We start from the raw sequence: 20523 nt of genomic DNA on the forward strand, positions 1-20523 counted from the left end.
GGTGTTTCCTTACTCGGTGAGGGAGTCGGGGGACTCGGGGAAGTCGCAGGACTTGGGGGAGTCGCAGGAGTCGAGGGACTCCGGGGAGCCGGGGCGGTCGAGGGAGGGGCCGAGGAGCCAGCCGGCGATCTCCCGGATCGCGCCGTCGCCGCCGGGGGCGGTGGTGACCGCGCGTGCGGCGCCGCGGACGACGCCGTGGGCGCTCGCGACCGCCACGGGCCAGCCGACGAGGGCGAAGCACGGCAGGTCGTTGACGTCGTTGCCGGCGTAGAGCACGCGCTCCGGCGCGATGCCCTGCTGCTCGCACCACTGCTTCAGCGCGAGGTCCTTGCGGTCGACGCCGTGCAGCACGGGGAGCCCGAGCTTGCGGGCCCGTGCGGCGACGACCGGGTTCCGCTCCGTGGAAAGGATCAGCATCCGCAGGCCGCCGCGGCGCAGTGCCGCGATGCCGAGGCCGTCCCCGCGGTGCACGGAGACGAACTCCCGTCCGTCGGAGTCGATCAGCACCCGGTCGTCGGTCTGGGTGCCGTCGAAGTCGAGGACGACCGCGTCGATGTCGCCGGCGGACGGGAGGGCTCCGGGCCGGGCCGCGTCGAGGAGCGGCGCCAGGGCCCGGGCGCGGGCCAGGTCGTGCGGGTCGTCGATCTCCAGCACCCTGGCGGGGTCGGTCCGTACGAGCTCCGTACGGCCGAAGAAGCGGTGCCGGTGCGCGCGGAAGCCGGCCGCGTCCATCGCGTAGGCGGCGCCGGTCTCCAGCAGGTCCTGGGGGCGGTCCTGGCGGCGCGGGCGGAAGGTCTTGTCGTGGTTGACGCCGTAGCCGCCGCTCACAACGGGTGCGGCGGCACCGCCCGGCGCCGCGTCCGCGGGGTCCGGCGTCCGCGCGGTCCGCGGTGCGTCGCGCCAGAGGAACCCGTGGAAGGGGGCCACGGTCACCGCCGTGTCGGCGCCGCCCGCGACGACCGCGCCGGCCACCGCGTCGATGTCCTCGCGGACGAGGAAGGGGCTGGTGCACTGCACGAGCAGCACCGCGTCGACCGCCGTGCCGTGCAGCGTCTCGTGGGCGTCCAGGGCGTGCAGGACCGCGGCCTCCGAGGTGGCCGTGTCCCCGGCGAGGGCGGCGGGCCGCAGCACCACCTCGGCGCCCGCCTCCCGGGCCGCCGCGGCGATGGCCCGGTCGTCGGTGGACACCACGACGTCGGTCACCAGGCGGGTGGCGCGGCACTCGCGCACCGCCCGTGCGACCAGTGGTACGCCCCCGACGGGGGCGAGGTTCTTCGCGGGCACTCCCCTGGAGCCGCCGCGCGCGGGGACGACCGCGAGCACGCGGCGCGCCGGAGCGCCGTGACCCGCCGGCGGGTGGGACATGGGTTTCGCTCCTCGAGGTGGGACGAGAGGGTTCACAGCTCCCCCATCCGCCGGATGACGGGTGCCACCCGCTGGACGCCGTGCCGGTAGGCGCCGCGGGCCGCGCGGCGGACGGCCCGCCGGACCGGTCCGGGCTCGCGGCCGGCGGCCGGGGCGCCGGGCAGCGGGCCGCCGTCGGGGCCGAGGTGGTGACGGGCGAGGATGCCGGGCAGATAGCCGGGGGCGGTGGCGTGCGTGTAGTAGGGGGCCAGCGGCGGGAGCCCGCCGGGCGCGGCCAGCAGTCCGGCGATGCGCGCGCGGGCCGTGTCGAAGGCCGCCTCGTGCCCGCCCGTCCCGTCGCCGCCGGCGGCGACGCCCTGGCGGGCCAGCCACTTCTCGTCGGGCACCGGGCGGTACCCGGCGTCGAGCTGGTCCCAGGAGGCCAGGCAGCCGGAGCCGACGAAGTGGTGGTTGCCGAGCGCCTCGCGCACCCCGAGGTCGGTGAGGACGGCGGTGGGGATGCGGCGGTGCAGTGCCTCCAGGGCGGCGGTGGAGCTGACCGTGACCAGCAGGTCGGTGCGGTCCAGCACCTCGCCCATGCGGCCGTGGACCAGCCGGAGGTTGGCCGGCGGATCGGCCCGCCGCACCAGCTTCTGGTACGGCAGTTCCTCGATGTGGGTGGTGTGCTCGCCGGGCCTGGAGCGCAGCTTGAGCAGCACCTCGCGGTCCGGGTGCCGGCGGGCGTGCCGGATCAGCCGGTCGAGCAGGTGGACCCGGTCCGCGCGGCGCTCCGGGACGGAGGGCTGGGCCGCGAACACCACCGTGTAGGGCCTGCGCCCTCGCCGACCGGACGGCCCGGGTCCGCCCGCGTAGGGCGCTCCGCCGAGGAACGGCAGCGCCACCTCGGTGACCGCCGAGGCGTCGGCGCCCACGCCCTCGTACACGGCGCGGAAACGCTCGGCGTCCTGGCGGGAGTTGGCGAGCACCAGGTCGGCGCCGTGGCGCAGCAGCAGTCCGTCGGTGAGCTTCTCGTAGACGACGCCGACGTACCCGGTGACGACGACCGGCCGCTCGGGCCGGCCCGCGAAGATCCGCCCGAGGCCGTGCAGCATCGCCTGCACACCGCCGCCGACGAGGGCGAGGACGACGACGTCGTAGGGCTCCTCGCCCGCCGCGTTCTCCTCCACGGCGCGCAGGAACTCCACGGCGGTCACCTCGCGCAGCGTGTCCGCGCGGGCGCCGACCTCCTGGAGCTGGCGGGCGGTGGGGGTGGCGCGGCCCCGCAGGAGGTAGCCGTCGAGACGGACGGTCCCCCCTTTCCGGGCGCTTTCGCCGGTGCGGGCGCTTTCGCCCTTCGCGGCGTATTCACCCTTCCGGGCCCTTTCGCCCTTCCCGGCGTATTCGCCTTTCCCGGCGCTTTGGCCTTCCCCGGCGCTTTGGCCTTCCCCGGCGCTTTCGCCTTCCCCGGTGCTTTCGCCTTCCCTGGGGCTGTCGCCGCTTTCCGCGCCGCCGGCGTTCCCGGTGTGTTCGGGTATGAGGCGCCGGGCGGTGAGCGCACCCCATTTCCACCGGGTGTCGGAATCCGCGAGAACGGCGACCCGCTGGGTCTTCTTCGCACTTACTGGCACGCCGAAGACCGTAGGAAGGCATTTCCAGCTTCCGCCCAACCCGAACGCAACAAAGGGTTAACAGGACACCGCCGAACGGCGAATCGGGCCCGGACCGGCCGGGGAACGGGCCTGGTTCACGGCATCGCCACGCGTCGTTCACCCACGGTCGAACCGACGGTAAAGACGCGGGGCGGGGCCACCCCTTAGCGTCACCCGCGTGGTCAAGCTCTCCGTCATCGTGCCGTTCTACAACGTGCAGCAATACGCCCCCGACACCTTGCGGAGTCTGCGGGCGAACGCGCGTGAGGACTTCGAATTCATCCTGGTCGACGACTGCTCGCGCGACGGGACACCGGACGTTCTCGCGCGCGCCGAACGCGAACTGCCCGGCGCGGTCCACGTCCGGCACGAGCGGAACGCGGGGCTGGCGACCGCGCGCAACACCGGAATCGACCGGGCGCGCGGCGCATACCTCACCTTCCTGGACGGCGACGACTGGCTGGCCCCCGGTTACCTTCCGCGTCTGCTGTCCGCGATCGAGGAGCTGGGCTGCGACTTCGTGCGCGCCGACCACGTGCAGTGCACCGGACGGGCGCGCACCGTCCACCGCGTGCCGCACGGCCGGCGCGGCGTGGTGCTCGACCCGCGGGCGGCGATACTGCCCGCCGACCGCTCGACCTGCGTGGACTACCCGTACGCCTGGGCCGGGGTCTATCACCGCCGGCTGGCCGACCGGGGCCTGCTGCACTTCACCGACGGGCTGCGCACCGCCGAGGACCGGCCGTGGATCTGGCGGCTGCACCGCGAGGCGGCCTCCTTCGCCGCGGTGAGCCTGCTCGGCGTCCACTACCGGCGCGGGGTGGCGTCCTCGCTGACGCAGATCGGGGACGTGCGCCAACTGGACTTCATCCGCGCCTTCGACCAGGTCGTCGCGGAGACGGCCGGCGACCGGGAGGCGGACCGGCTGCTGCCCAAGGCCGTACGCACCTACTGCGCGATCATCTCCCATCACCTGGGCTCCCTCGAGAGGTTCGAGCCTGCCGTGGCGCGGAAGCTGAAGTCGCTGAGCGCCGCCGCCCTGCGCCGTATGCCGCAGGACGTCCTGGACGAGGCGCTGGACTCCATGGACGCCCGGCGCGCCACCCGGCTGCGCCGGCTGCGCCGCCGCCCCGCCCCGGCCGGAGCCGCCGCGTGACCACTCAGATCTTCCAGGCGTCGACGCTGTACGGCACGGCCACGCTCGCCGCCGCCCTGGACTCCGACCGCTTCGGCCCCGCCGACCGCCGCATCCTGCTGGTCTGCAACAACGCGGCCACCCCCGAGACGACGCCGGGCCTGGACGAGATGCCGGGGTTCGCGCGGCTGCGGGAGCGCTTCGACGAGGTCGTGTCGTGGAACGGGGTCATCTCCCCCTTCCACCCCGGGGGCTGGGCGCCCCGCCCGGACGACGTACCGCTGTGGGAGCGGCATCTGCGGCTGCTGTGGCGGCTCGGAGACGACGACGTCGAACTGGCCGTCGAGTCGATCCAGGTCAACCCGGCGAGGGCGATCGCGCAGATCTTCACCGGCGCGCCGGTCACCGTCTACGCCGACGGTCTGATGAGCTACGGCCCCACCCGCAACAAGATCGACCCGCTGGTCGGCACCCGCATCGAGCGGCTGCTCCACCTGGACCTGGTGCCGGGCCTGACGCCCGTGCTGCTCACCGAGTTCGGCGTCGGGCCGGAGCTGGTGCCGGACGGCGCCTTCCTGAAGGTGGTGGCCGAACTGGCCGAACTCCCGGGCACCGGCGGCGAACTGTCCGGGGCGGGCGGCGAACTGTCCGGGGCGGGCGGCGACGCATCCGGCACCGGCGGCGGACCGGCCCTGCTGCTCGGCCAGTACCTGTCCGCGCTGGACATCCTCACCGCCGGGGAGGAGGAGGCGCTGCACCTGCGGATGCTGCGCGGCGCGGTGGCGCTCGGACACACCCGGCTGGTGTTCAAGCCGCACCCCTCGGCCCCCGCCCACTGGTCACGGACGCTGGAGCGGGAGGCGCGGCGGCTGGGCGCCGGCCTGACGGTCCTCGATACGCCGGTGCTCGCCGAGGTGCTCTACCAGCGGATGCGTCCCGCGCTGGTCGTCGGCTGCTTCTCCACCGCGCTGCTCACCGCCTCCGCGATGTACGGGCTGCCGGTCGCCCGCACCGGCACGGGCACCCTGCTGGACCGTCTGACGCCGTACGAGAACAGCAACCGGGTGCCGGTCACCGTGGTCGACGCCCTGCTGCCCGACCTCGACGACCGGGCGGCCGTCGCGGCGCAGCGCCCGGGCATGGCCGTGACCGCGCTGGACGAGCTGGTCCGGGCCGTGTCCTACGCGATGCAGCCGAAGATCCACCCGAGCCTGCGCCCGGCCGCCGAACGGTATCTGGCCGCGCACCTCGACGCGCACACCCGGCGCTACTTCAAGCGCCGCCGCCTGACCTCCCTGGCGCTGCCCGGCGGCGTGCCCGCCAAGCTCGCCTTCGTCCCGCGCAACGCGACGGTGCGGCGGGTGGCCCGCCGGGCCCGCTCGCTGGGGCGCTCGGCGGGACGCTGATGCGGCCGGGGGCCCGGCAGCCGCGCCGGGTCCGGCTGCGCCCGCCGGTCAGGCGCTCGCCAGCGACAGCTTGACCGCGAACCCGAGGAACAGCGCGCCCGCCGCCGAGGTCGCCCACGCCGACAGGCGCTTGCGGCGGCGGAAGGCGGCGGCCAGCCGGGTGCCGCCGAATATCAGCGCGCTGAGGTAGAGGAAGCTGGCCAGCTGGGCGAAGGCGCCCAGGACGACGAAGGACAGGGCCGGGTAGGCGTATCCCGGGTCGACGAACTGCACGAAGAAGGCGACGAAGAACAGGATCGCCTTGGGGTTGAAGATGCTGATGACGAGCGCCCGGCGGTAGGGCCGCTCGTCCGCCCGCGGGCCGCGGGTGGCCGCCGGGCCCTCCTCCAGGTCCTCCAGGACCTGCTCCCGCCGTGTCCGCCACATCGCGCGGGCGGCCCGGAGCATCCCGACGGCGAGCCAGGTCAGATATCCGGCGCCGGCGTACTTCACGATCCCGAACAGCAGGGCGTTCGCCTGGAGCAGGGAGGCGACGCCGGCCGCCGACAGGGTCATCAGCACGGTGTCCCCGCACCAGACGCCGGCCGCGGCCGTGTACCCGGCCCGGACACCGCGCCGGGCGGCGACGGACAGCACATAGAGCGAGTTGGGCCCGGGCAGCAGGACGATGAGCACGAGCCCCGCCAGATAGGTGGGCAGATCGATGACGCCGAACATGGCAGGAGTGTCGCACGAGGGTACGACACTCCGCGCAGCCGTTTCACCCGTCGAGCAGGACGTCCCCGTTCACTCGTGCGGAGGAACCGCCCCCGGTCAGAACGCGTCCGACGGGACATAGGTGCCCCAGACCTCGCGCAGGGCGTTGCAGACCTCGCCGACCGTGGCGCGGGCGCGCAGGGCGTCCTTCATCGGGTACAGGACGTTGTCCTCGCCCTGGGCGGCCTTCTTCAGGGCCTCCAGGGCGGTGTCCACGGCCGCCTGGTCGCGCTCGGCGCGCAGCCTGGCCAGGCGCTCGGCCTGCTGGGCCTCGATGGCGGGGTCGACGCGCAGCGGCTCGTAGGGCTCCTCCTCGTCGAGCTGGAAGCGGTTGACGCCGACCACGACCCGCTCGCCGGAGTCGGTCTCCTGGGCGATGCGGTAGGCGCTGCGCTCGATCTCGTTCTTCTGGAAGCCGTGCTCGATGGCCGTCACCGCGCCGCCGAGGTCCTCGACCTTCTTCATCAGCTCCAGCGCCGCCGCCTCGACGTCGTCGGTCATCCTCTCGATGACGTACGACCCGGCGAACGGGTCCACGGTCGCCGTCACGTCCGTCTCGTAGGCGAGGACCTGCTGCGTGCGCAGGGCGAGGCGCGCGGACTTGTCCGTCGGCAGCGCGATCGCCTCGTCGAAGGAGTTGGTGTGCAGCGACTGCGTGCCGCCCAGCACCGCCGCCAGGCCCTGCACCGCCACCCGCACCAGGTTCACCTCCGGCTGCTGCGCCGTCAGCTGCACCCCGGCCGTCTGCGTGTGGAAGCGCAGCATCAGCGACTTGGGGTTCTTCGCGCCGAACTCCTCGCGCATCACGCGCGCCCAGATCCGGCGGGCCGCGCGGAACTTGGCGACCTCCTCCAGGATGGTGGTGCGGGCGACGAAGAAGAACGACAGGCGGGGCGCGAAGTCGTCCACGTCCATGCCGGCCGCGACCGCCGTGCGCACGTACTCGATGCCGTCGGCGAGGGTGAAGGCGATCTCCTGCGCGGGGGACGCGCCCGCCTCCGCCATGTGGTAGCCGGAGATCGAGATGGTGTTCCACTTCGGGATCTCGGCCTTGCAGTACTTGAAGATGTCGGCGATCAGGCGCAGCGAGGGCTTGGGCGGGAAGATGTACGTCCCGCGCGCGATGTACTCCTTGAGCACGTCGTTCTGGATGGTGCCGGTGAGCTTGTCGGCGGCGACGCCCTGCTCCTCCGCGACGAGCTGGTACAGCAGGAGCAGCAGCGCGGCCGGGGCGTTGATCGTCATCGACGTGGACACCTTGTCCAGCGGGATGCCGCCGAACAGCACCCGCATGTCGTCGATGGAGTCGATGGCCACGCCGACCTTGCCGACCTCGCCGTGCGCGATCGGCGCGTCGGAGTCGTGGCCCATCTGGGTGGGCAGGTCGAAGGCGACCGACAGACCCATGGTGCCGTTGGCGATCAGCTGCTTGTAGCGGGCGTTGGACTCGGTGGCGGTGCCGAAGCCGGCGTACTGGCGCATGGTCCAGGGGCGGCCGGTGTACATCGTCGGGTACACACCGCGGGTGAACGGGTAGGACCCCGGCTCGCCCAGTTTCTCGACCGGGTCCCAGCCCTCCAGGGCGTCCGGTCCGTAGACCGGCTCGATGGGCAGCCCGGACTCCGACTCGCGCGCCATGGTGTGTGCCTCCGCGTTGTGGATTGCTGTGATGTGCTCGGTACTCGCCGGTTACCCGCCAGTACGGCCGACCCTCGCCACGGACTGTAGCGGCGGCCGTGCGCCGGGTGGAGAGCCCCACGCTGGGACCTTGCTCACAGAACGGTGCTCCCGTCCCGATCCCACCTTGCCCCGTGGTTCGCCGCGCGTCACGCGCGGGGAGACATCCCTGGTACGTACGGGCACGAGGGTGAGACGGCCGGGGGGCGGTATGCGTACCGGGGGCATGAGGAGATCGATCGCCGCCGTCGCGGCGGCCGCGGCGCTGACGGCGCTCGCGGCGCTGTGCGGCTGCACGGTGCAGGCACCGGGCCAGGACGGCCGCAACCGCTCGCCGGTGCACATCGAGATACCGTCCACCCGGCCGCCCGCCGGCACTTCCTCCGCCGGCGGCGGGCAGCGCGCGGGCGGCGGGCCGGGTACGGGCGGCGGACGGCGCGGCGCCCCGCCGGGCGGCGTCCCCTCCCGGACGGTGAGCGCGCCCGTGCTCTGGTCGCGCGGCGACCGCGGGTCCGGCGTCCGCGAACTGCAGGCCCGGCTCCGGCAGATCGGCTGGCTGTTCGACGGCCCGACGGGGACCTACGACGACCTGACGGAGCAGGCGGTGCGCGGCTTCCAGGGCAAGCGCGGCCTCGCCCGCACGGGCCGGACGGACACCGTCACCTGGCGGCGGCTGCGGGCGATGACGCACGAGCCGGGCCGGTGGGAGCTGTATCTGATGGGCGGCCAGCCGGCCGGCGCCCCGGACCCTCGCTGTCTGACCGGGCGGGTGCTGTGCATCGACAAGACCACCCGCACCCTGCGCTGGATGGTGGACGGGCGGACCGTCTCGACGATGGCGGTGCGGTTCGGGGCGCAGTACACACCCACCCGTGAGGGTGTGTTCCAGGTCTACTGGAAGTCGCGCCACCATGTGTCGACGATCTACCACTCCCCCATGCCGTACGCGCTGTTCTTCAGCGGCGGCCAGGCGGTGCACTACTCGTACGACTTCGCCGCCCGGGGTTACGCGGGCGGCTCGCACGGGTGCGTCAACGTACGGGACGAGGCGGCGATCTCGCGGCTGTTCGCGCAGGTCCGGGTGGGCGACAAGGTCGTCGTGCACTGGTGAGGCACGGCCCGCCGGACGGCAAGGGGAGAAGGGGATTCGGGGCGCGGGCGGGACCGGGGGAACGTGTCCCGCCCGCGCCGGGTGCACGAGCCGTAGGTACGGGGGGAACCCCGGCTCTGTGCGACGGCCGATGACCAGTCGGCTCACTCATTACTGCGCCGCGGCGGCCGAAAACGTCACACCCGGCGCGAAGAATTTTTCAGCACTTACGAAACCGCAGGTCAGAGGCGGTCCGGGGAGTGACCCGAACGCGCCGGTGGAGGTGGCCGTCGCGGCCCTCGCCGCGCGGGGCCGTCAGGCGGGGGTGTCACGCGGGGGCTGTCACGCGCCGACCGCCACCACGGTCACGGGGCGCTCGGGCCGGGGCCGGGGCCGCGGTCGCCGGGGTCCGGTGCGGGAGCGGGAGCGCGGGGTGGCGGGGTGGCGGGGCGGTGTCCTGCCGCGGGCCCCCGCCCGCACGGCCGCCGTCGTCGTCACCGGCCGTGCCGCCCGGTCCGCCCTTCTCCGTGCCCGTGACCGCCCTTGCCGTCGCCGTGGCCGCCCTTGCCATGGCCATGGCCGTGGCCGGCCTTGCCGTCGTCCCGGCCGTCCTGCTGACCGCTCCGGTCCTTCCGTCCGCCGTGCCCCGCGCCCTTGTCCCCGCCCTTGCCGTTCGCGGTGCCGCTGCCGTTCCCGTCGCCCTTGCCGTTCCCGGTGCCGCTGCCGTTCCCGTCGCCCTTGCCGTTCCCGGTGCCGTTGCCCTTGCCGTTCCCGCCCGGGGTGCGGTCGTCGACGGCCCTGAGGACGCCCTTGCAGTACGTCCACACCCGTGCGGAGCCGCCGGCCGCGCTGTCCAGGGCGCGCCTGCGCCCGGCGCCCAGGTTCTTGCCCGCGCGCAGGTCACGGCAGGCCGACGCCAGGCGCTTGAAGCGGTCGCCGGGGTGCCCGTGCCCCGCGCCGGGGCCGGCGGTGGGGTCCTGGCCGGGGGTCGCGCCGCCGGAGGAGCCCGCGACGGCGCTGCCGGGCGCGGTCGCGCCGGCGCCGCCCGCCACGCCGTTCGCACCGGACGGCGGCGCGGAGACCGGCACGGTCGGCCGGGCCGAGACGGAGGAGCCGGGACCCGGCTCGCCGCCGTGGAACAACGGCGTGGGCAGGACGCCCGTCGTGGCCGCCGCGACCCCGCCGACCGTGCCCGCGGCCAGCGCGGCGCACAGCGCGAGCCGCACCGGGCGCCCCCAGCGCGAGCGCCGGGAACCCGAGGAGCGTCCGGCGCCCCGGGGAGCATGCGGGCCGATGCGGACCAGCCCCGCCGTACCCGCCGTACCCGCCGTGCCCAACGCGTCCGCGGCGTCCGCGGCGCTTCGCGCGGAAGGGGCTCGTCCGGGTTCCGGTTCCGTCTCCGGCCGGCCGAGCGCCTGGGCCCGCGCGTCCGCCCGCTCGGCGCGGGCCTTGCGGAACGCGGCGAGGGCCGCCGCCTCGCCGGGCAGTTCGCCGGGCAGGTCGTCGTCGACGGGGTGTCCGGGGGCGGCGGACAGCCCGGCGCCGGAGGGGGACGGCCGGGCGGACGGCGCGTCGGCGGGGGCGGCGGAGGGCCCGGCGCGGAACCGGGGGGACGGCCCGGCGGCGGCTTCGCCGGACAGCTCGGCGGACAGGGCGTTCAGCGCCTGGGCGAGCCGCCGCGCCCGGTCGCGGACGGCGGGGTCGACGGATTCCGGTGGCTCTCCGCGCAGCAGACGTTCCGCGGTTTCGCGGTCCAGCCATCGGTACTGCTCGTCGGCCATCACATGTCCTTCTGCGTCCGGGCGCGCGTATGCGTCACACCGGCGGACGTCACCGCGCGGCCGTGCGGTTCTCGCGGGGGTGGCAGTGCGTCGAGGCCGCCGGCGGATTCCGGTTCGTCGCCCAGCAGCTCCGCGAGCCGTTTCAGGCCCCGGTGCGCGGCGGTGCGCACGGCGCCGGGCCGCTTGCCCAGGGTCTCGGCGGCGGTCTTGGCGTCGAGGCCCACCACCACGCGCAGCACCACCGCCTCGGCCTGTTCCTGCGGGAGCTGCGCGATCAGCGACAGGGTGCTGCCGGTGGCCAGTGCCTCCATGGCCTCGCCCGCGGTGTCGGACTCCGCCGGCCGGCCGGCCAGCTCCGTTTCGTCACCGCCGATCGCGGGGCGGCGGCCGCGCATCCTGATGTGGTCGAGCGCGCGGTTGCGGGCTATCCGGGCGGCCCAGCCGCGGAACCGGTCGGCGTCCCCGCTGAACCGCTCCAGGTCCCGGGCTATCTGCAGCCAGGCCTCGGAGGCCACGTCCTCGGCGTCGGGCTCGCCGACCAGCGTCCGTACGTATCCCAGCAGCCGCGGGTGCACGGCGCGGTACACAGTACGGAACGCGGTCTCGTCCCCGTCCTGTGCCGCGAGCACCGCGGCGGTCAGCTCCGCGTCGTCCCCCAGCACCCCGTGGTGCCCTTCCTCGCGCCCGAACCGCCGCCGCTGGCGCGGCCCCGGTTCTCGCCGTCGTGGTTCCTCGATGGATGGTTGGTTGCGGTGTTCGAGGCCGCAGATCGTTGCGGTGGTCATACGCCCGCCGCGCCTCGGCGCGATACGCACGTTACGGCCTGAAACCGGCTTACGTCCATGACCGTACAACGTGCAACTAACTAAATCGGGGGTGGGGTGTGACAGAAAACGCATCCTCGGCGCTGTAGGGAGTACGGGCCGCCGCGCGGCCCGTGCCGCGCGACGGCCGGGGCCTCTCCTGTGGGGGGTGGCGGCCCCGGCCGTTGCTTCGGTTCAGCGCTCTGACCTGGGGTTTTACCCGGATTCGCTGTTGTCTCTGTCCCTGGTGAGGCGCGTTGCAGGACGCTGACCGTGCCTACCAGGCTCAGACCTTCATGAGCTCGCGTTCTCGCGTCTCGGGCAGAAGCAGCAGGCAGATCAGCGACAGTACGGCCATGAAGCTCACATACCAGCCGACCGAAGCCGAGCCGAATTCGGCCTGGAGACGTGTCGCCACCAGTGGCGCGACAGCGCCTCCCGCCACGCCACCCAGACTGTAGGCGAGACCGGCCCCGGAGTAGCGCAGTTCCGCCGGGAACAACTCAGGCAGGAACGCCCCCATGGGTCCGTAGATCACACCCATGAGCAAAAGAGTGCCGCCGAGCCCGAAGACGATCAGCGGCAGGCGACCGGTGTCCAGGAGCGGAAAGAGCAACGGGCCCCACACCACCGCCGCGATCGTGCCGGAAAGCGCCATGCGCCGTCGCCCGAGCCGGTCGGATCTCGTCGCAGCGACCCATGTTCCGGCAGCGAGGAAGACAACCGCGGCCATCGAGGCCAGCAGCATGTCGGTGCGGCCGACACCGAGCGTCCTGGTCCCGTAGGAGAGGCAGTACGTGGTGGCGGTGTAGAACAAGCCGTACGCCACGATCACCGCACCGGAGCCGAGCAGCAGCTCCCGCGGGTGGCCACGAACGACATCGACGAAGGGTGTCCGACTGGTCTGCCGGTCCGCCATCACCTTCCTGAAGGCTGGAGTCTCGCTGATCCGAAGCCGGACGAACAGGCCCACCGCCACCAGGACGAGCGACAGCAGGAACGGAACCCTCCACGCCCACCCCTGAAACGCAGCGTCACTCACCGTGGTGGACAGCAGCAGAAAGACACCGGTCGCGCCGAGGAAGCCGACGGAGGGACCGAGCTGAGGGTAGGCCGCGTACCGCCCTCTACGGCCGGACGGTGCGTGCTCCACCGCCAGCAGAGCCGCACCGCCCCACTCTCCGCCGAGCCCGATGCCCTGCAAGAAGCGCAGCAGCACCAGCAGCGCCGGCGCCCCGGCTCCCCACATGCCGTACGTGGGCAGAAAGCCGACCGCCGCCGTCGAAAGGCCCATGAGAAGCAGTGAGGTCACGAGAACGGACTTGCGGCCCACCCTGTCCCCGAAGTGGCCGAACAAGACCGAGCCCAGAGGACGAGCCACGAAGGCTACGGCGTAGGTGGAGAAGGCGGCGAGTACGCCGTTGACCCGGGAGAGATGGGGGAAGAACGCTTCGTCGATGACGAGTGCGGCAGCGGTGCCATAGATGTAGAAGTCGTAGAACTCGATCGCCGTGCCGATGAAGCTCGCCACGGCGACGCGTCGCATCAGCCGGGAACCGACGGGCTCGTCATCATGGGCGGGGGTCCCGGAGCTCGCTCCCTGTACTGACGCCTCGTGCCCGGACGTCGCGTCACCCATGGCGGACTCCCGTTCCCTCCCGATCGGTTGTCATGACGTGGCGCAGGATGTCCGCCACTTCCCTGGTGCACTCGTTGGTGAAGAAGTGCCCGCCAGGGAGCGCGTGCACTCGCAGCGTCGAGGTCGTGTGCTGCTGCCATGCCTGTACGTCGGGGAGGTTGGTGAAGGGATCCGTGGTTCCCATGAGGGCGATGACGGGACAGCTGACGGCCGAGCCGGCTTCGGGGCGGTAGCGGCTGTGCGCCATGAGGTCGCCGCGTACGGCAGGCAGGAACATGCGACGCAGCAGCGCATGGTCCAGGAGGTCGGCATCGGCACCGCCCAGCGACCTGACCAGCTCGATCAGCGGCTCGTCGGGGTCCTTCGAGGCATCGTCGACGGCGTCGAGGGCGGGCAGACTCAAGCGGGAAGGTGCCGGATGCCCGGAGGCCACGAGCACGATCCGCTGCTGAGAGGGCATACGGCGCACGACCTCATAGGCCACGGCCGCCCCCAGGCTGTGACCGAAGAAGATCATCGGTCCGTCCTCGCGCGCTGCGGCAAGTGCTTCGGCCACCTGGTTCGCGAGGACGTGGACATCCGTGAAGAGGGGCTCCCGCTGGCGCTCCGCGCGCCCCGGGTACTGAACACCCGCCGTCCACGCGATGTCGGCCACCTGCACCGCGAGGTGCCGGTGGGAGGCGGCGGAGCCGCCCGAGTGCGGAAAGAAGAGGATCGTCCAAGGGGTGGCCGGCGGTGCGGCGACGGGAAAGGACCGTACCCACCGTTCGGCGTCGAGCATGGCTACCGTTTCCTCGAAGGCGACATGGTCAGAGGGAGTGCAACAGGGCGAGCGTCTGCTCGAGTTCGTCCCGCAGTGCGCGTCCGGCCGCCTCGGCGTCTCCCTGCACGACGGCGTTCACCAGTACGGCGTGCCCCTCGTCGCCATGGTTCGGATCGTCGGAGCGGAGGCTGAGCAGTTCGACCAGATCCAGCAGCCGTCGTTGCAGCACGGGGACGAACTCGGTGAACAAACCGGTGAGCACCGGGTTGTGCGCCGCGGCGACCACGGCCTCGTGCAGGGCGATGTCGGCCTCGACGAACTCGGCGTTGCCGGCGTTCGCGGCGTCACGACGCCTGGCCAGGGACTCGTGGAGGGCGGCGATGTCTTCTTCGGTCCGGCGCTGCGCGGCCAACTGGGCTGCTTCCACCTCGACGAGCATCCGGACTTCGTAGACATCGGTGATGACCGCCTGGCGGAGCTGGGTGGACCAGTCCTCCTTGGGCTTGGTCGCGATGACGAAGACACCGGATCCCTGGCGCGCCTGCACCAGCCCGGCGCCGGCCAGGGCGCGGAGGGCCTCACGGACGGTGGAGCGCCCCACTCCGAGGGTCTTGGCGAGGGCGGTCTCGCCGGGGAGTTTCGCCCCTACGGCCCATTCACCGCCGGTGATCTGCTCGCGCAGGTGTTCAGTGGCCTGCTCGACCAAGGGGGACGGCCGCAAGGCGCCTAGTGACATGTGAGGTTCACCTTCCTACACCTCTCAGGTTGTCTGAGGAGCTGAGTTGTCGTTACTGTACCCCCATGCTGCCGCACGAGCTCCTTCTCCTCGGCTGCCGCTGCGGGGCCTGACATGACCGGCACCCCGCAGCGGGGTGCCGGGCTGCGCCGGTCATTTCGGATGGCCGACTGAAAGAAGTTCCGCACGATGGCTTCCTCCTTCCAGAACACGGTGTTTCCCACCCTGCGCACGCCCTCCGGTGATGTCCCGGTGGATGCTCCGCACTGGAACCCCCAGCGTCCGAGCGCGATGCCGCATCACCGCTACCAGCCCGCACACCGGCGAGTCGCCCTGCCACTGACCGACCGGACCTGGCCGTCGCGCCGGATCGAGCGGGCCCCGCTGTGGGTGCCGGTCGACCTGCGTGACGGCAACCAGGCGCTGGCCGAGCCGATGGACACCGAGCGCAAGCGCCGGATGTTCGACCTCCTGGTCACCATGGGTTTCAAGGAGATCGAGGTAGGCTACCCCTCCGCCAGCCAAACCGATTTCGACTTCGTACGGCACCTGGCCGACAGCGGCGCCGTTCCCGACGACGTGACCGTCTCCGTGTTCACCGCGGCCCGCCGGGACCTGATCGACCGGACCATCGCCTCCGTCGAAGGACTCCCCCGCACTCTCGTGCACCTCTACACCGCGACCGCGCCCACGTGGCGGGACGTCGTCCTGGGCCGCTCCCGCGCCGAAGTTCACGAACTCATCCGCGACGCCGCCACCTACCTGGTGCGTCGTGCCGAAGAACGGCCGAGTGCCGACATCCGGTTCGAGTTCTCACCGGAGGTCTTCAACCTCACGGAACCGGACTTCGTCCTGGAGGTGTGCAACAGCCTGACCGAGCTGTGGGAGGCGAGCCCGGACCGGCCGGTCGTCCACAACCTGCCGGCGACGGTGGAGATCGCCACCCCCAACGTGTACGCGGACCAGATCGAGTACATGGACCGCCACCTGGCGCGCCGTGAGTCCGTGATCCTGTCGGTCCATCCGCACAACGACCGCGGCACCGGCGTCGCCTGTGCCGAACTCGCCGTCCTGGCAGGGGCGCAGCGCGTGGAGGGCTGCCTGTTCGGCAACGGCGAGCGCACCGGGAACGTCGACCTGGTGACCCTGGCCCTGAACCTGTACGCGCAGGGCGTGAACCCGATGATCGACTTCTCCGACATCGACGCGGTGCGCGAGGTGGTGGAGTACTGCAACCGGCTGCCCGTCCACCCCCGCCACCCCTACGGCGGCGACCTCGTGCACACGGCCTTCTCCGGCACCCACCAGGACGCCATCGCCAAGGGCATGGCCCACCACGCCGAGCAGGCCGCCGAGAAGGGCGTCCGCGCCGAGGAGGCCCCGTGGGCGGTGCCGTATCTGCCCATCGACCCGGGCGACATCGGCCGCACGTACGAGGAGGTCATCCGTATCAACTCCCAGTCCGGCAAGGGAGGCATCGCGCACCTCCTCCACACCCACCACGGCCTGGACCTGCCCCGGACGATGCGTCCGGACTTCTCCCGAGCGGTGCAGCACCTCACCGACGCCACCGGTCAGGAGCTCTCGCACAAGGAGCTGTGGGAACTCTTCCGAACCACCTACATCACCCCTGCCCTGGACGGCCCGGTCACCCTGGCCTCCTGGAACACCACGGAGCCCGTACCGGGCGAGCACCGGTTCACCTGCACGCTCCACGCCGACGGGCAGGAGCACTCCTGCCACGGCATCGGCAACGGACCGCTGTCCGCCCTCGCCGACGCCCTCCGTGCCGTCGGCATCACCGTGGACATCCTCGGCTACACCGAGCACTCCACCGGCACAGGGCCGGGCAGTCCCGCAGTCGCTTACGCCGAGTGCCGCGTGAACGACGTCACTTGCTGGGGCGCGGGCTGGGACACGTCGGTCCTGACCGCATCAGTCCACGCCGTCATGGCTGCCGTCAACCGTTCCGGGCGGGCCTCCTCGTGAACGCGAATCCGGTAGTCCGCGTGGAAGACGTGGACATCGTCCGCGACGGCAATCGGATCCTGCGCGAAGTGTCACTGACCGTACGAGCCGGCGAGCACTGGGCGTTGCTCGGCGCCAACGGGGCGGGCAAGAGCACCCTGCTCAGTCTCCTGGGAGCGCTCGCGCACCCCACCCGCGGCACTGTCGAGGTACTGGGCCACCGGCTGGGACGGGTCGACATGCGCCAACTGCGCTCCTACGTCGGCCACGTCAACCCACGGCACGATCTGCGCTCACCCCTCACCGTCCAGGACGTCGTACTGACCGGGCTGACCAACACCCTTGAGCGTGTTCCGCGCTGGAATCCGGCACCCGAACAGGTCGCGATGGCGGACCGTCTCATCGATCTGCTCGGCCTCGGCGATCGCCACGGTGCGCGGTGGCCGACCCTGTCCCAGGGGGAACGGGGCCGTGCGCTCATCGCCAGGGCGCTCATGCCCAGTCCGAAACTTCTGCTGCTCGACGAGCCCGCGACCGGTCTGGACGTCGCCGGCCGCGAACAGCTCATCGAGCGGATCGACACACTGCAGCACACCTGCACAGATCTCGCATCCGTCCTGGTCACCCACCATCTGGAGGAGCTTCCTCCGGGGACGACCCACGTGATGCTGCTGCGTGACGGCCGCTGTCTGGCCTCGGGCCCCTCCGACGAGGTCCTGACCAGCGACCAGGTCAGCAAGTGCTTCGACCACCCCATCCGCCTCACCCGCGTCGACGGACGCTGGAGCGTGAGGGCCGACCGTCCGGTCAGAGCACACCTCGGCTGACGCGGTTGTCGCGGTGGTACGCGCCGACCGGCGCGCCCCACCGCGACCGTTGCATCAGGCCAGCGACTTCTCGGCCTTCTCGACGGCGCCCTGGGCCCGATCCCAGTCCCCGTCGAAGTGAACCGCCAGGGCGTGGAGCCACCGCTCGATGCCGAAGCCGACACAACTGGTGGAGACCGGGCCGCCGCTGGGCAGCGATATGGAGCACCGCTCGCCGAAGAAGGTGTGATGGGTGTTCACGGAGGCGATCGCCACGCCCTGGTGGACGTACTCGTGCTTGACCGGAACGATCTGCTGGAAGGTGGCGCGCTCCCCGGACTGGTCGTAGAAGGGGTCGGAGGCCGCACGGCGTTCCAGCGGCAGACCGATCTCACCGGCCAGAGCGTCCAGGAAACAGGCCGAGTGATCGAGGTGGGCCGTGACGTGCTCCGGGGTTCCCAGGGCGACCACCTCCCTCATCCGGAACGCCTTGAGGCGGCGGAGTCCGTCGAAGTGGTCCTCGTTGCGGAAGCACTGCCCCAACAGGGTCACCAACTTCCCTTCCTGGGGCACCTGCCGGTTCTGATAGTGGAGGTACACCCCGTAACAGGCGCTGGAGGGGAGTGCGAGGGCGGCCGCGCGCAGGGAATCGGGACGGAACTCGCCCAGGACGGCCTCCTGGGCGATCTGCCCGGCCCCGGCCGTAGCAACATCCAGGGCCGACGAGACGAGGGCGAGTTGGGGGAAGTTCCGGTACACGTCGAGCGCGGCCAGGTCGGTGACCGGCAGCAGCGGTGGCACGGTCAGTGCGACAGCGCCCCACTCCTTGGCCCACCGCGTGCAGACGCGGTCCAGCGTCTCGGCGAGCCGCGTGGGCTCCTCCTCCAGTGCAGCGAGTCCTTCTGACACCCGGACATCGGTCTTGATGCTCATCAGAAGCTCCTTAGCGTGAATGCCTCACCTGGCAGGAAGCCCCGCCGGCCGTGGAGACGCGGCTCTCGACCACTCCGCTCTGCTCCGCGGCGTCGAACTCCTCAGCGGATACGACCACGAGTAGAGATCCCGCGACTCAGTTCCTCTGCCCCGGCCTCGCCCCCGCCGAGGCCGGGGAGGACCACGTGAGAACTGTGGAGGAGCCCGATCGCCGATCACGGCTACCGCGCCGCCGACCGTGCTGCCGCGGTAGCGAACCCATCGCAGGCCGTCGAGGGCGCCCTGCGGCATGAAGGTCACGCCGAACCCCGGTAGTCGTCGCCTCGGCGGCACGCCCGGTCAGTACACCCGGTCAGTCGTCGCCGCTGCCGTTGTCGGCGCCGTTGCGCGCGTTGTCGCCGTTGTCGCCGCCCTTGCCGGGTGCCGCGGTCCGGCCGGGGACGGTGTCGCGTGATCCCCCGCCGGCGCCGGGCGCCCCGTTGCCGGCCGGCGGGCGCGTACCGGTGCCCGCGCCGGCCTTCCCGCTCGTGCCGCCCTTCCCGGCGGCCGTCCGCTCCAGGCGCCGCGCGCAGTAGGCGGCCACCTCGTCCTCGCCGCCCGCCGCGGTGACCAGCCGCTGCCAGGCGGTGGCGTCGAGTGCCTTGCCGCGGCCCCTGACCTGCTCGTAGGCGCGGCAGTGGGCCGCGGTGTCCGCGGCCGTGTCCGGACGGGCCGGCGCCGGCGGGGCGGCGGGCGCGCCGGAGGAGGAGGCGGCCGGCGTGGGCCGGGCGCGCGAGGTGTCGTCCTCGGCGGAGGGTCGCACGGACGGCGAGGACCGCGGCCCGCGGTCGGGGCCCGCGTGCGGGGAGCCGGCGGAGCCGATGGCGGCGACCGCCACGCCGCCCAGCGTCAGGCTCGCCAGCACCACCGCCAGGGTGGTCTTCACCGAACGCCGGACCCTCCGGTCCCGGTGGGGCCGCCAGTCGTCCCGGCGCCGGGGCCGGGCCGCGCGGGCCGCCCGGTGGACCCCCTCGGCGCGGGCGGCCCGGAAGGCCTCCACCGCCCGCTGCTCGGCCGCCGCGTCCAGGGCGCCCTCCCGCAGCGCCGCGACAAGCAGAACCTCGGGAGCGAGGCCCGCGTGCCCGGGACCGTCGTCCTCGGGGCGGAGCCCGTCGTCCCCGTCGTCCACAGGGCGAGGCCCCTCGCCGCCGGGACCGGTCCGGTAGGCGTCCGGGCGCGGGTGCACGTGCCGACGGCCGCGTCCTGCGCGGTCGCTGTGCGCTTCACCCATGCCCGTGTCCATCCCTGTCCGGCGGTCGGCAGTCCATACGGTTGCCGGGGCCGCTCCTGTTCACTCCGACTCCCCCAGCGTCCTGGGACCGTCCTGCGTCACACCCGCCGCGTCCAGCCGGGCGGCGAGTCGCTTCAGCCCCCGGTACGCGGCCGTGCGCACCGCGCCGGGCCGCTTGCCGAGGACCCGGGCCGCCGCGGGCCCGTCCAGGCCGACCACGACCCGCAGCAGCACGGCCTCGGCCTGGTCGCGCGGCAGGGCCCTGACGAGTTCGAGGGCGCGTTCGGTGGACAGGGACTCCAGGGCCTGGTCGTGCGTGCTGTGCGGAGCGGGCAGGTCCAGCACGTCCTGCTCCAGCGCCGTCGACCGGGGCCGCACCCGGCGGCGCCGCAGGTGGTCCAGCGCGCGGTGCCGGGCGATGGTCGCGGTCCAGCCGCGGAAGCCCGCGCCGTCGCCCCGGAACCGGCCGAGGTCCCGGGCGATCTCCAGCCAGGCCTCGGACGCCACGTCCTCGGCGTCCTCGCCGACGATCCCGCGCAGATAGCCGAGCAGTCCGGGCTGCACGATCCGGTACGCCGTCGCGAAGGCGGCCTCGTCGCCCTCCTGGGCCCGCGCGACGGCCGCGCCCAGCTGCCCGTCGTACGCCTGCACGCGGCGGGTTTCCCTCCCTGGCCCAACACTGTCCTCGTCCGCACCGAGCGGAGCGGGCCGCCCGCGCACCCGCGCCGTGCCCACGGCCGGCCGTGCGCACGGCCCATGGTCATCAG

At 72.9% G+C, this 20523-nt stretch carries 17 protein-coding genes; 5 read left to right on the plus strand and 12 right to left on the minus strand.

Annotation, left to right across the window (positions count from 1 at the left end; translation table 11 throughout):
• Positions 1-9 precede the first annotated feature (9 nt).
• Together ACI2LW_RS01865 and ACI2LW_RS01870 are read right to left on the minus strand one after the other, a co-directional pair.
• A complete protein-coding gene (locus ACI2LW_RS01865; protein WP_404729143.1) occupies positions 10-1365 on the minus strand; it encodes a cytidylyltransferase domain-containing protein in 1356 nt (451 codons plus the stop codon).
• A gap of 32 nt (positions 1366-1397) precedes the next feature.
• The gene (locus tag ACI2LW_RS01870) at positions 1398-2972 is read right to left on the minus strand and encodes a DUF6716 putative glycosyltransferase (protein WP_404729144.1); all 1575 of its coding nucleotides are present in this window, start codon (positions 2970-2972) and stop codon (positions 1398-1400) included.
• A gap of 199 nt (positions 2973-3171) precedes the next feature.
• Here ACI2LW_RS01870 and ACI2LW_RS01875 point away from each other — a divergent pair, with 199 nt between their 5' ends.
• Positions 3172-4149, plus strand: a complete 978-nt coding sequence (locus ACI2LW_RS01875) for a glycosyltransferase family 2 protein (protein ID WP_404729145.1) — start codon at positions 3172-3174, stop codon at positions 4147-4149.
• Positions 4146-5534 carry a polysialyltransferase family glycosyltransferase gene (locus ACI2LW_RS01880; protein ID WP_404729146.1) on the plus strand — a complete coding sequence of 463 codons (1389 nt, stop codon included), beginning with the start codon at positions 4146-4148 and terminating at the stop codon, positions 5532-5534. The genes ACI2LW_RS01875 and ACI2LW_RS01880 overlap by 4 nt, the downstream gene beginning before the upstream one ends.
• Positions 5535-5582: 48 nt before the next feature.
• On the opposite strand, the gene leuE is transcribed toward ACI2LW_RS01880, so the two are convergent.
• Both leuE and ACI2LW_RS01890 read right to left on the minus strand, forming a co-directional pair.
• Positions 5583-6251: a leucine efflux protein LeuE gene (gene leuE / locus ACI2LW_RS01885; protein WP_404729147.1), complete on the minus strand. Its 669-nt coding sequence runs from the start codon at positions 6249-6251 to the stop codon at positions 5583-5585.
• Positions 6252-6347: 96 nt separating this feature from the next.
• Positions 6348-7928: a methylmalonyl-CoA mutase gene (locus ACI2LW_RS01890; RefSeq protein WP_404729148.1), complete on the minus strand. Its 1581-nt coding sequence runs from the start codon at positions 7926-7928 to the stop codon at positions 6348-6350.
• Between the two features lie 265 nt (positions 7929-8193).
• Here ACI2LW_RS01890 and ACI2LW_RS01895 point away from each other — a divergent pair, with 265 nt between their 5' ends.
• Complete coding sequence (locus ACI2LW_RS01895; protein ID WP_404729149.1) at positions 8194-9078, plus strand: L,D-transpeptidase family protein; 885 nt, start codon at positions 8194-8196, stop codon at positions 9076-9078.
• Between the two features lie 473 nt (positions 9079-9551).
• On the opposite strand, the gene ACI2LW_RS01900 is transcribed toward ACI2LW_RS01895, so the two are convergent.
• The 5 genes from ACI2LW_RS01900 to ACI2LW_RS01920 form a co-directional block, all read right to left on the minus strand.
• Positions 9552-10838, minus strand: coding sequence for a hypothetical protein (locus ACI2LW_RS01900; RefSeq protein WP_404729150.1), 1287 nt, complete (start codon positions 10836-10838; stop codon positions 9552-9554).
• Positions 10838-11500, minus strand: coding sequence for an RNA polymerase sigma factor (locus ACI2LW_RS01905; RefSeq protein WP_404729498.1), 663 nt, complete (start codon positions 11498-11500; stop codon positions 10838-10840). Before ACI2LW_RS01905 ends, ACI2LW_RS01900 begins: the two co-directional genes overlap by 1 nt.
• A 427-nt stretch (positions 11501-11927) precedes the next feature.
• Positions 11928-13280: an MFS transporter gene (locus tag ACI2LW_RS01910; protein WP_404729151.1), complete on the minus strand. Its 1353-nt coding sequence runs from the start codon at positions 13278-13280 to the stop codon at positions 11928-11930.
• Positions 13273-14061: a thioesterase II family protein gene (locus ACI2LW_RS01915; RefSeq protein WP_404729152.1), complete on the minus strand. Its 789-nt coding sequence runs from the start codon at positions 14059-14061 to the stop codon at positions 13273-13275. The genes ACI2LW_RS01910 and ACI2LW_RS01915 overlap by 8 nt, the downstream gene beginning before the upstream one ends.
• A gap of 28 nt (positions 14062-14089) precedes the next feature.
• The gene (locus tag ACI2LW_RS01920; protein WP_404729153.1) at positions 14090-14779 is read right to left on the minus strand and encodes a FadR/GntR family transcriptional regulator; all 690 of its coding nucleotides are present in this window, start codon (positions 14777-14779) and stop codon (positions 14090-14092) included.
• Positions 14780-14968: 189 nt separating this feature from the next.
• Here ACI2LW_RS01920 and leuA point away from each other — a divergent pair, with 189 nt between their 5' ends.
• Positions 14969-16768, plus strand: coding sequence for a 2-isopropylmalate synthase (gene leuA, locus ACI2LW_RS01925; RefSeq protein WP_404729154.1), 1800 nt, complete (start codon positions 14969-14971; stop codon positions 16766-16768).
• 20 nt (positions 16769-16788) lie between these two features.
• Positions 16789-17574, plus strand: coding sequence for an ABC transporter ATP-binding protein (locus tag ACI2LW_RS01930; protein WP_404729155.1), 786 nt, complete (start codon positions 16789-16791; stop codon positions 17572-17574).
• Between the two features lie 54 nt (positions 17575-17628).
• On the opposite strand, the gene ACI2LW_RS01935 is transcribed toward ACI2LW_RS01930, so the two are convergent.
• From ACI2LW_RS01935 to ACI2LW_RS01945, 3 genes are all read right to left on the minus strand, one after another.
• Positions 17629-18486, minus strand: a complete 858-nt coding sequence (locus ACI2LW_RS01935) for a hypothetical protein (protein ID WP_404729156.1) — start codon at positions 18484-18486, stop codon at positions 17629-17631.
• A 352-nt stretch (positions 18487-18838) separates the two neighbouring features.
• Positions 18839-19654 carry a hypothetical protein gene (locus tag ACI2LW_RS01940; protein ID WP_404729157.1) on the minus strand — a complete coding sequence of 272 codons (816 nt, stop codon included), beginning with the start codon at positions 19652-19654 and terminating at the stop codon, positions 18839-18841.
• A 162-nt stretch (positions 19655-19816) separates the two neighbouring features.
• Positions 19817-20407 (minus strand): RNA polymerase sigma factor, encoded by a 591-nt coding sequence (locus ACI2LW_RS01945; RefSeq protein ID WP_404729158.1) that lies wholly within the window; start codon positions 20405-20407, stop codon positions 19817-19819.
• Positions 20408-20523 lie beyond the last annotated feature (116 nt).

The sequence above is a fragment of the Streptomyces sp. NPDC004065 genome, from assembly GCF_044903565.1.
Classification (GTDB): Bacteria; Actinomycetota; Actinomycetes; order Streptomycetales; family Streptomycetaceae; genus Streptomyces.

Bases quoted from the DNA above. Each gene is read 5' to 3' on its own strand.
- ACI2LW_RS01910 (WP_404729151.1), bottom strand. From the start codon at position 13,280: ATGGGTGACGCGACGTCCGGGCACGAGGCGTCAGTACAGGGAGCGAGC.
- ACI2LW_RS01915 (WP_404729152.1), bottom strand. From the start codon at position 14,061: ATGCTCGACGCCGAACGGTGGGTACGGTCCTTTCCCGTCGCCGCACCG.
- leuA (WP_404729154.1), top strand. From the start codon at position 14,969: ATGGCTTCCTCCTTCCAGAACACGGTGTTTCCCACCCTGCGCACGCCC.
- ACI2LW_RS01935 (WP_404729156.1), bottom strand. From the start codon at position 18,486: ATGAGCATCAAGACCGATGTCCGGGTGTCAGAAGGACTCGCTGCACTG.
- leuE (WP_404729147.1), bottom strand. From the start codon at position 6,251: ATGTTCGGCGTCATCGATCTGCCCACCTATCTGGCGGGGCTCGTGCTC.
- ACI2LW_RS01865 (WP_404729143.1), bottom strand. From the start codon at position 1,365: ATGTCCCACCCGCCGGCGGGTCACGGCGCTCCGGCGCGCCGCGTGCTC.
- ACI2LW_RS01895 (WP_404729149.1), top strand. From the start codon at position 8,194: ATGAGGAGATCGATCGCCGCCGTCGCGGCGGCCGCGGCGCTGACGGCG.
- ACI2LW_RS01890 (WP_404729148.1), bottom strand. From the start codon at position 7,928: ATGGCGCGCGAGTCGGAGTCCGGGCTGCCCATCGAGCCGGTCTACGGA.
- ACI2LW_RS01920 (WP_404729153.1), bottom strand. From the start codon at position 14,779: ATGTCACTAGGCGCCTTGCGGCCGTCCCCCTTGGTCGAGCAGGCCACT.
- ACI2LW_RS01900 (WP_404729150.1), bottom strand. From the start codon at position 10,838: ATGGCCGACGAGCAGTACCGATGGCTGGACCGCGAAACCGCGGAACGT.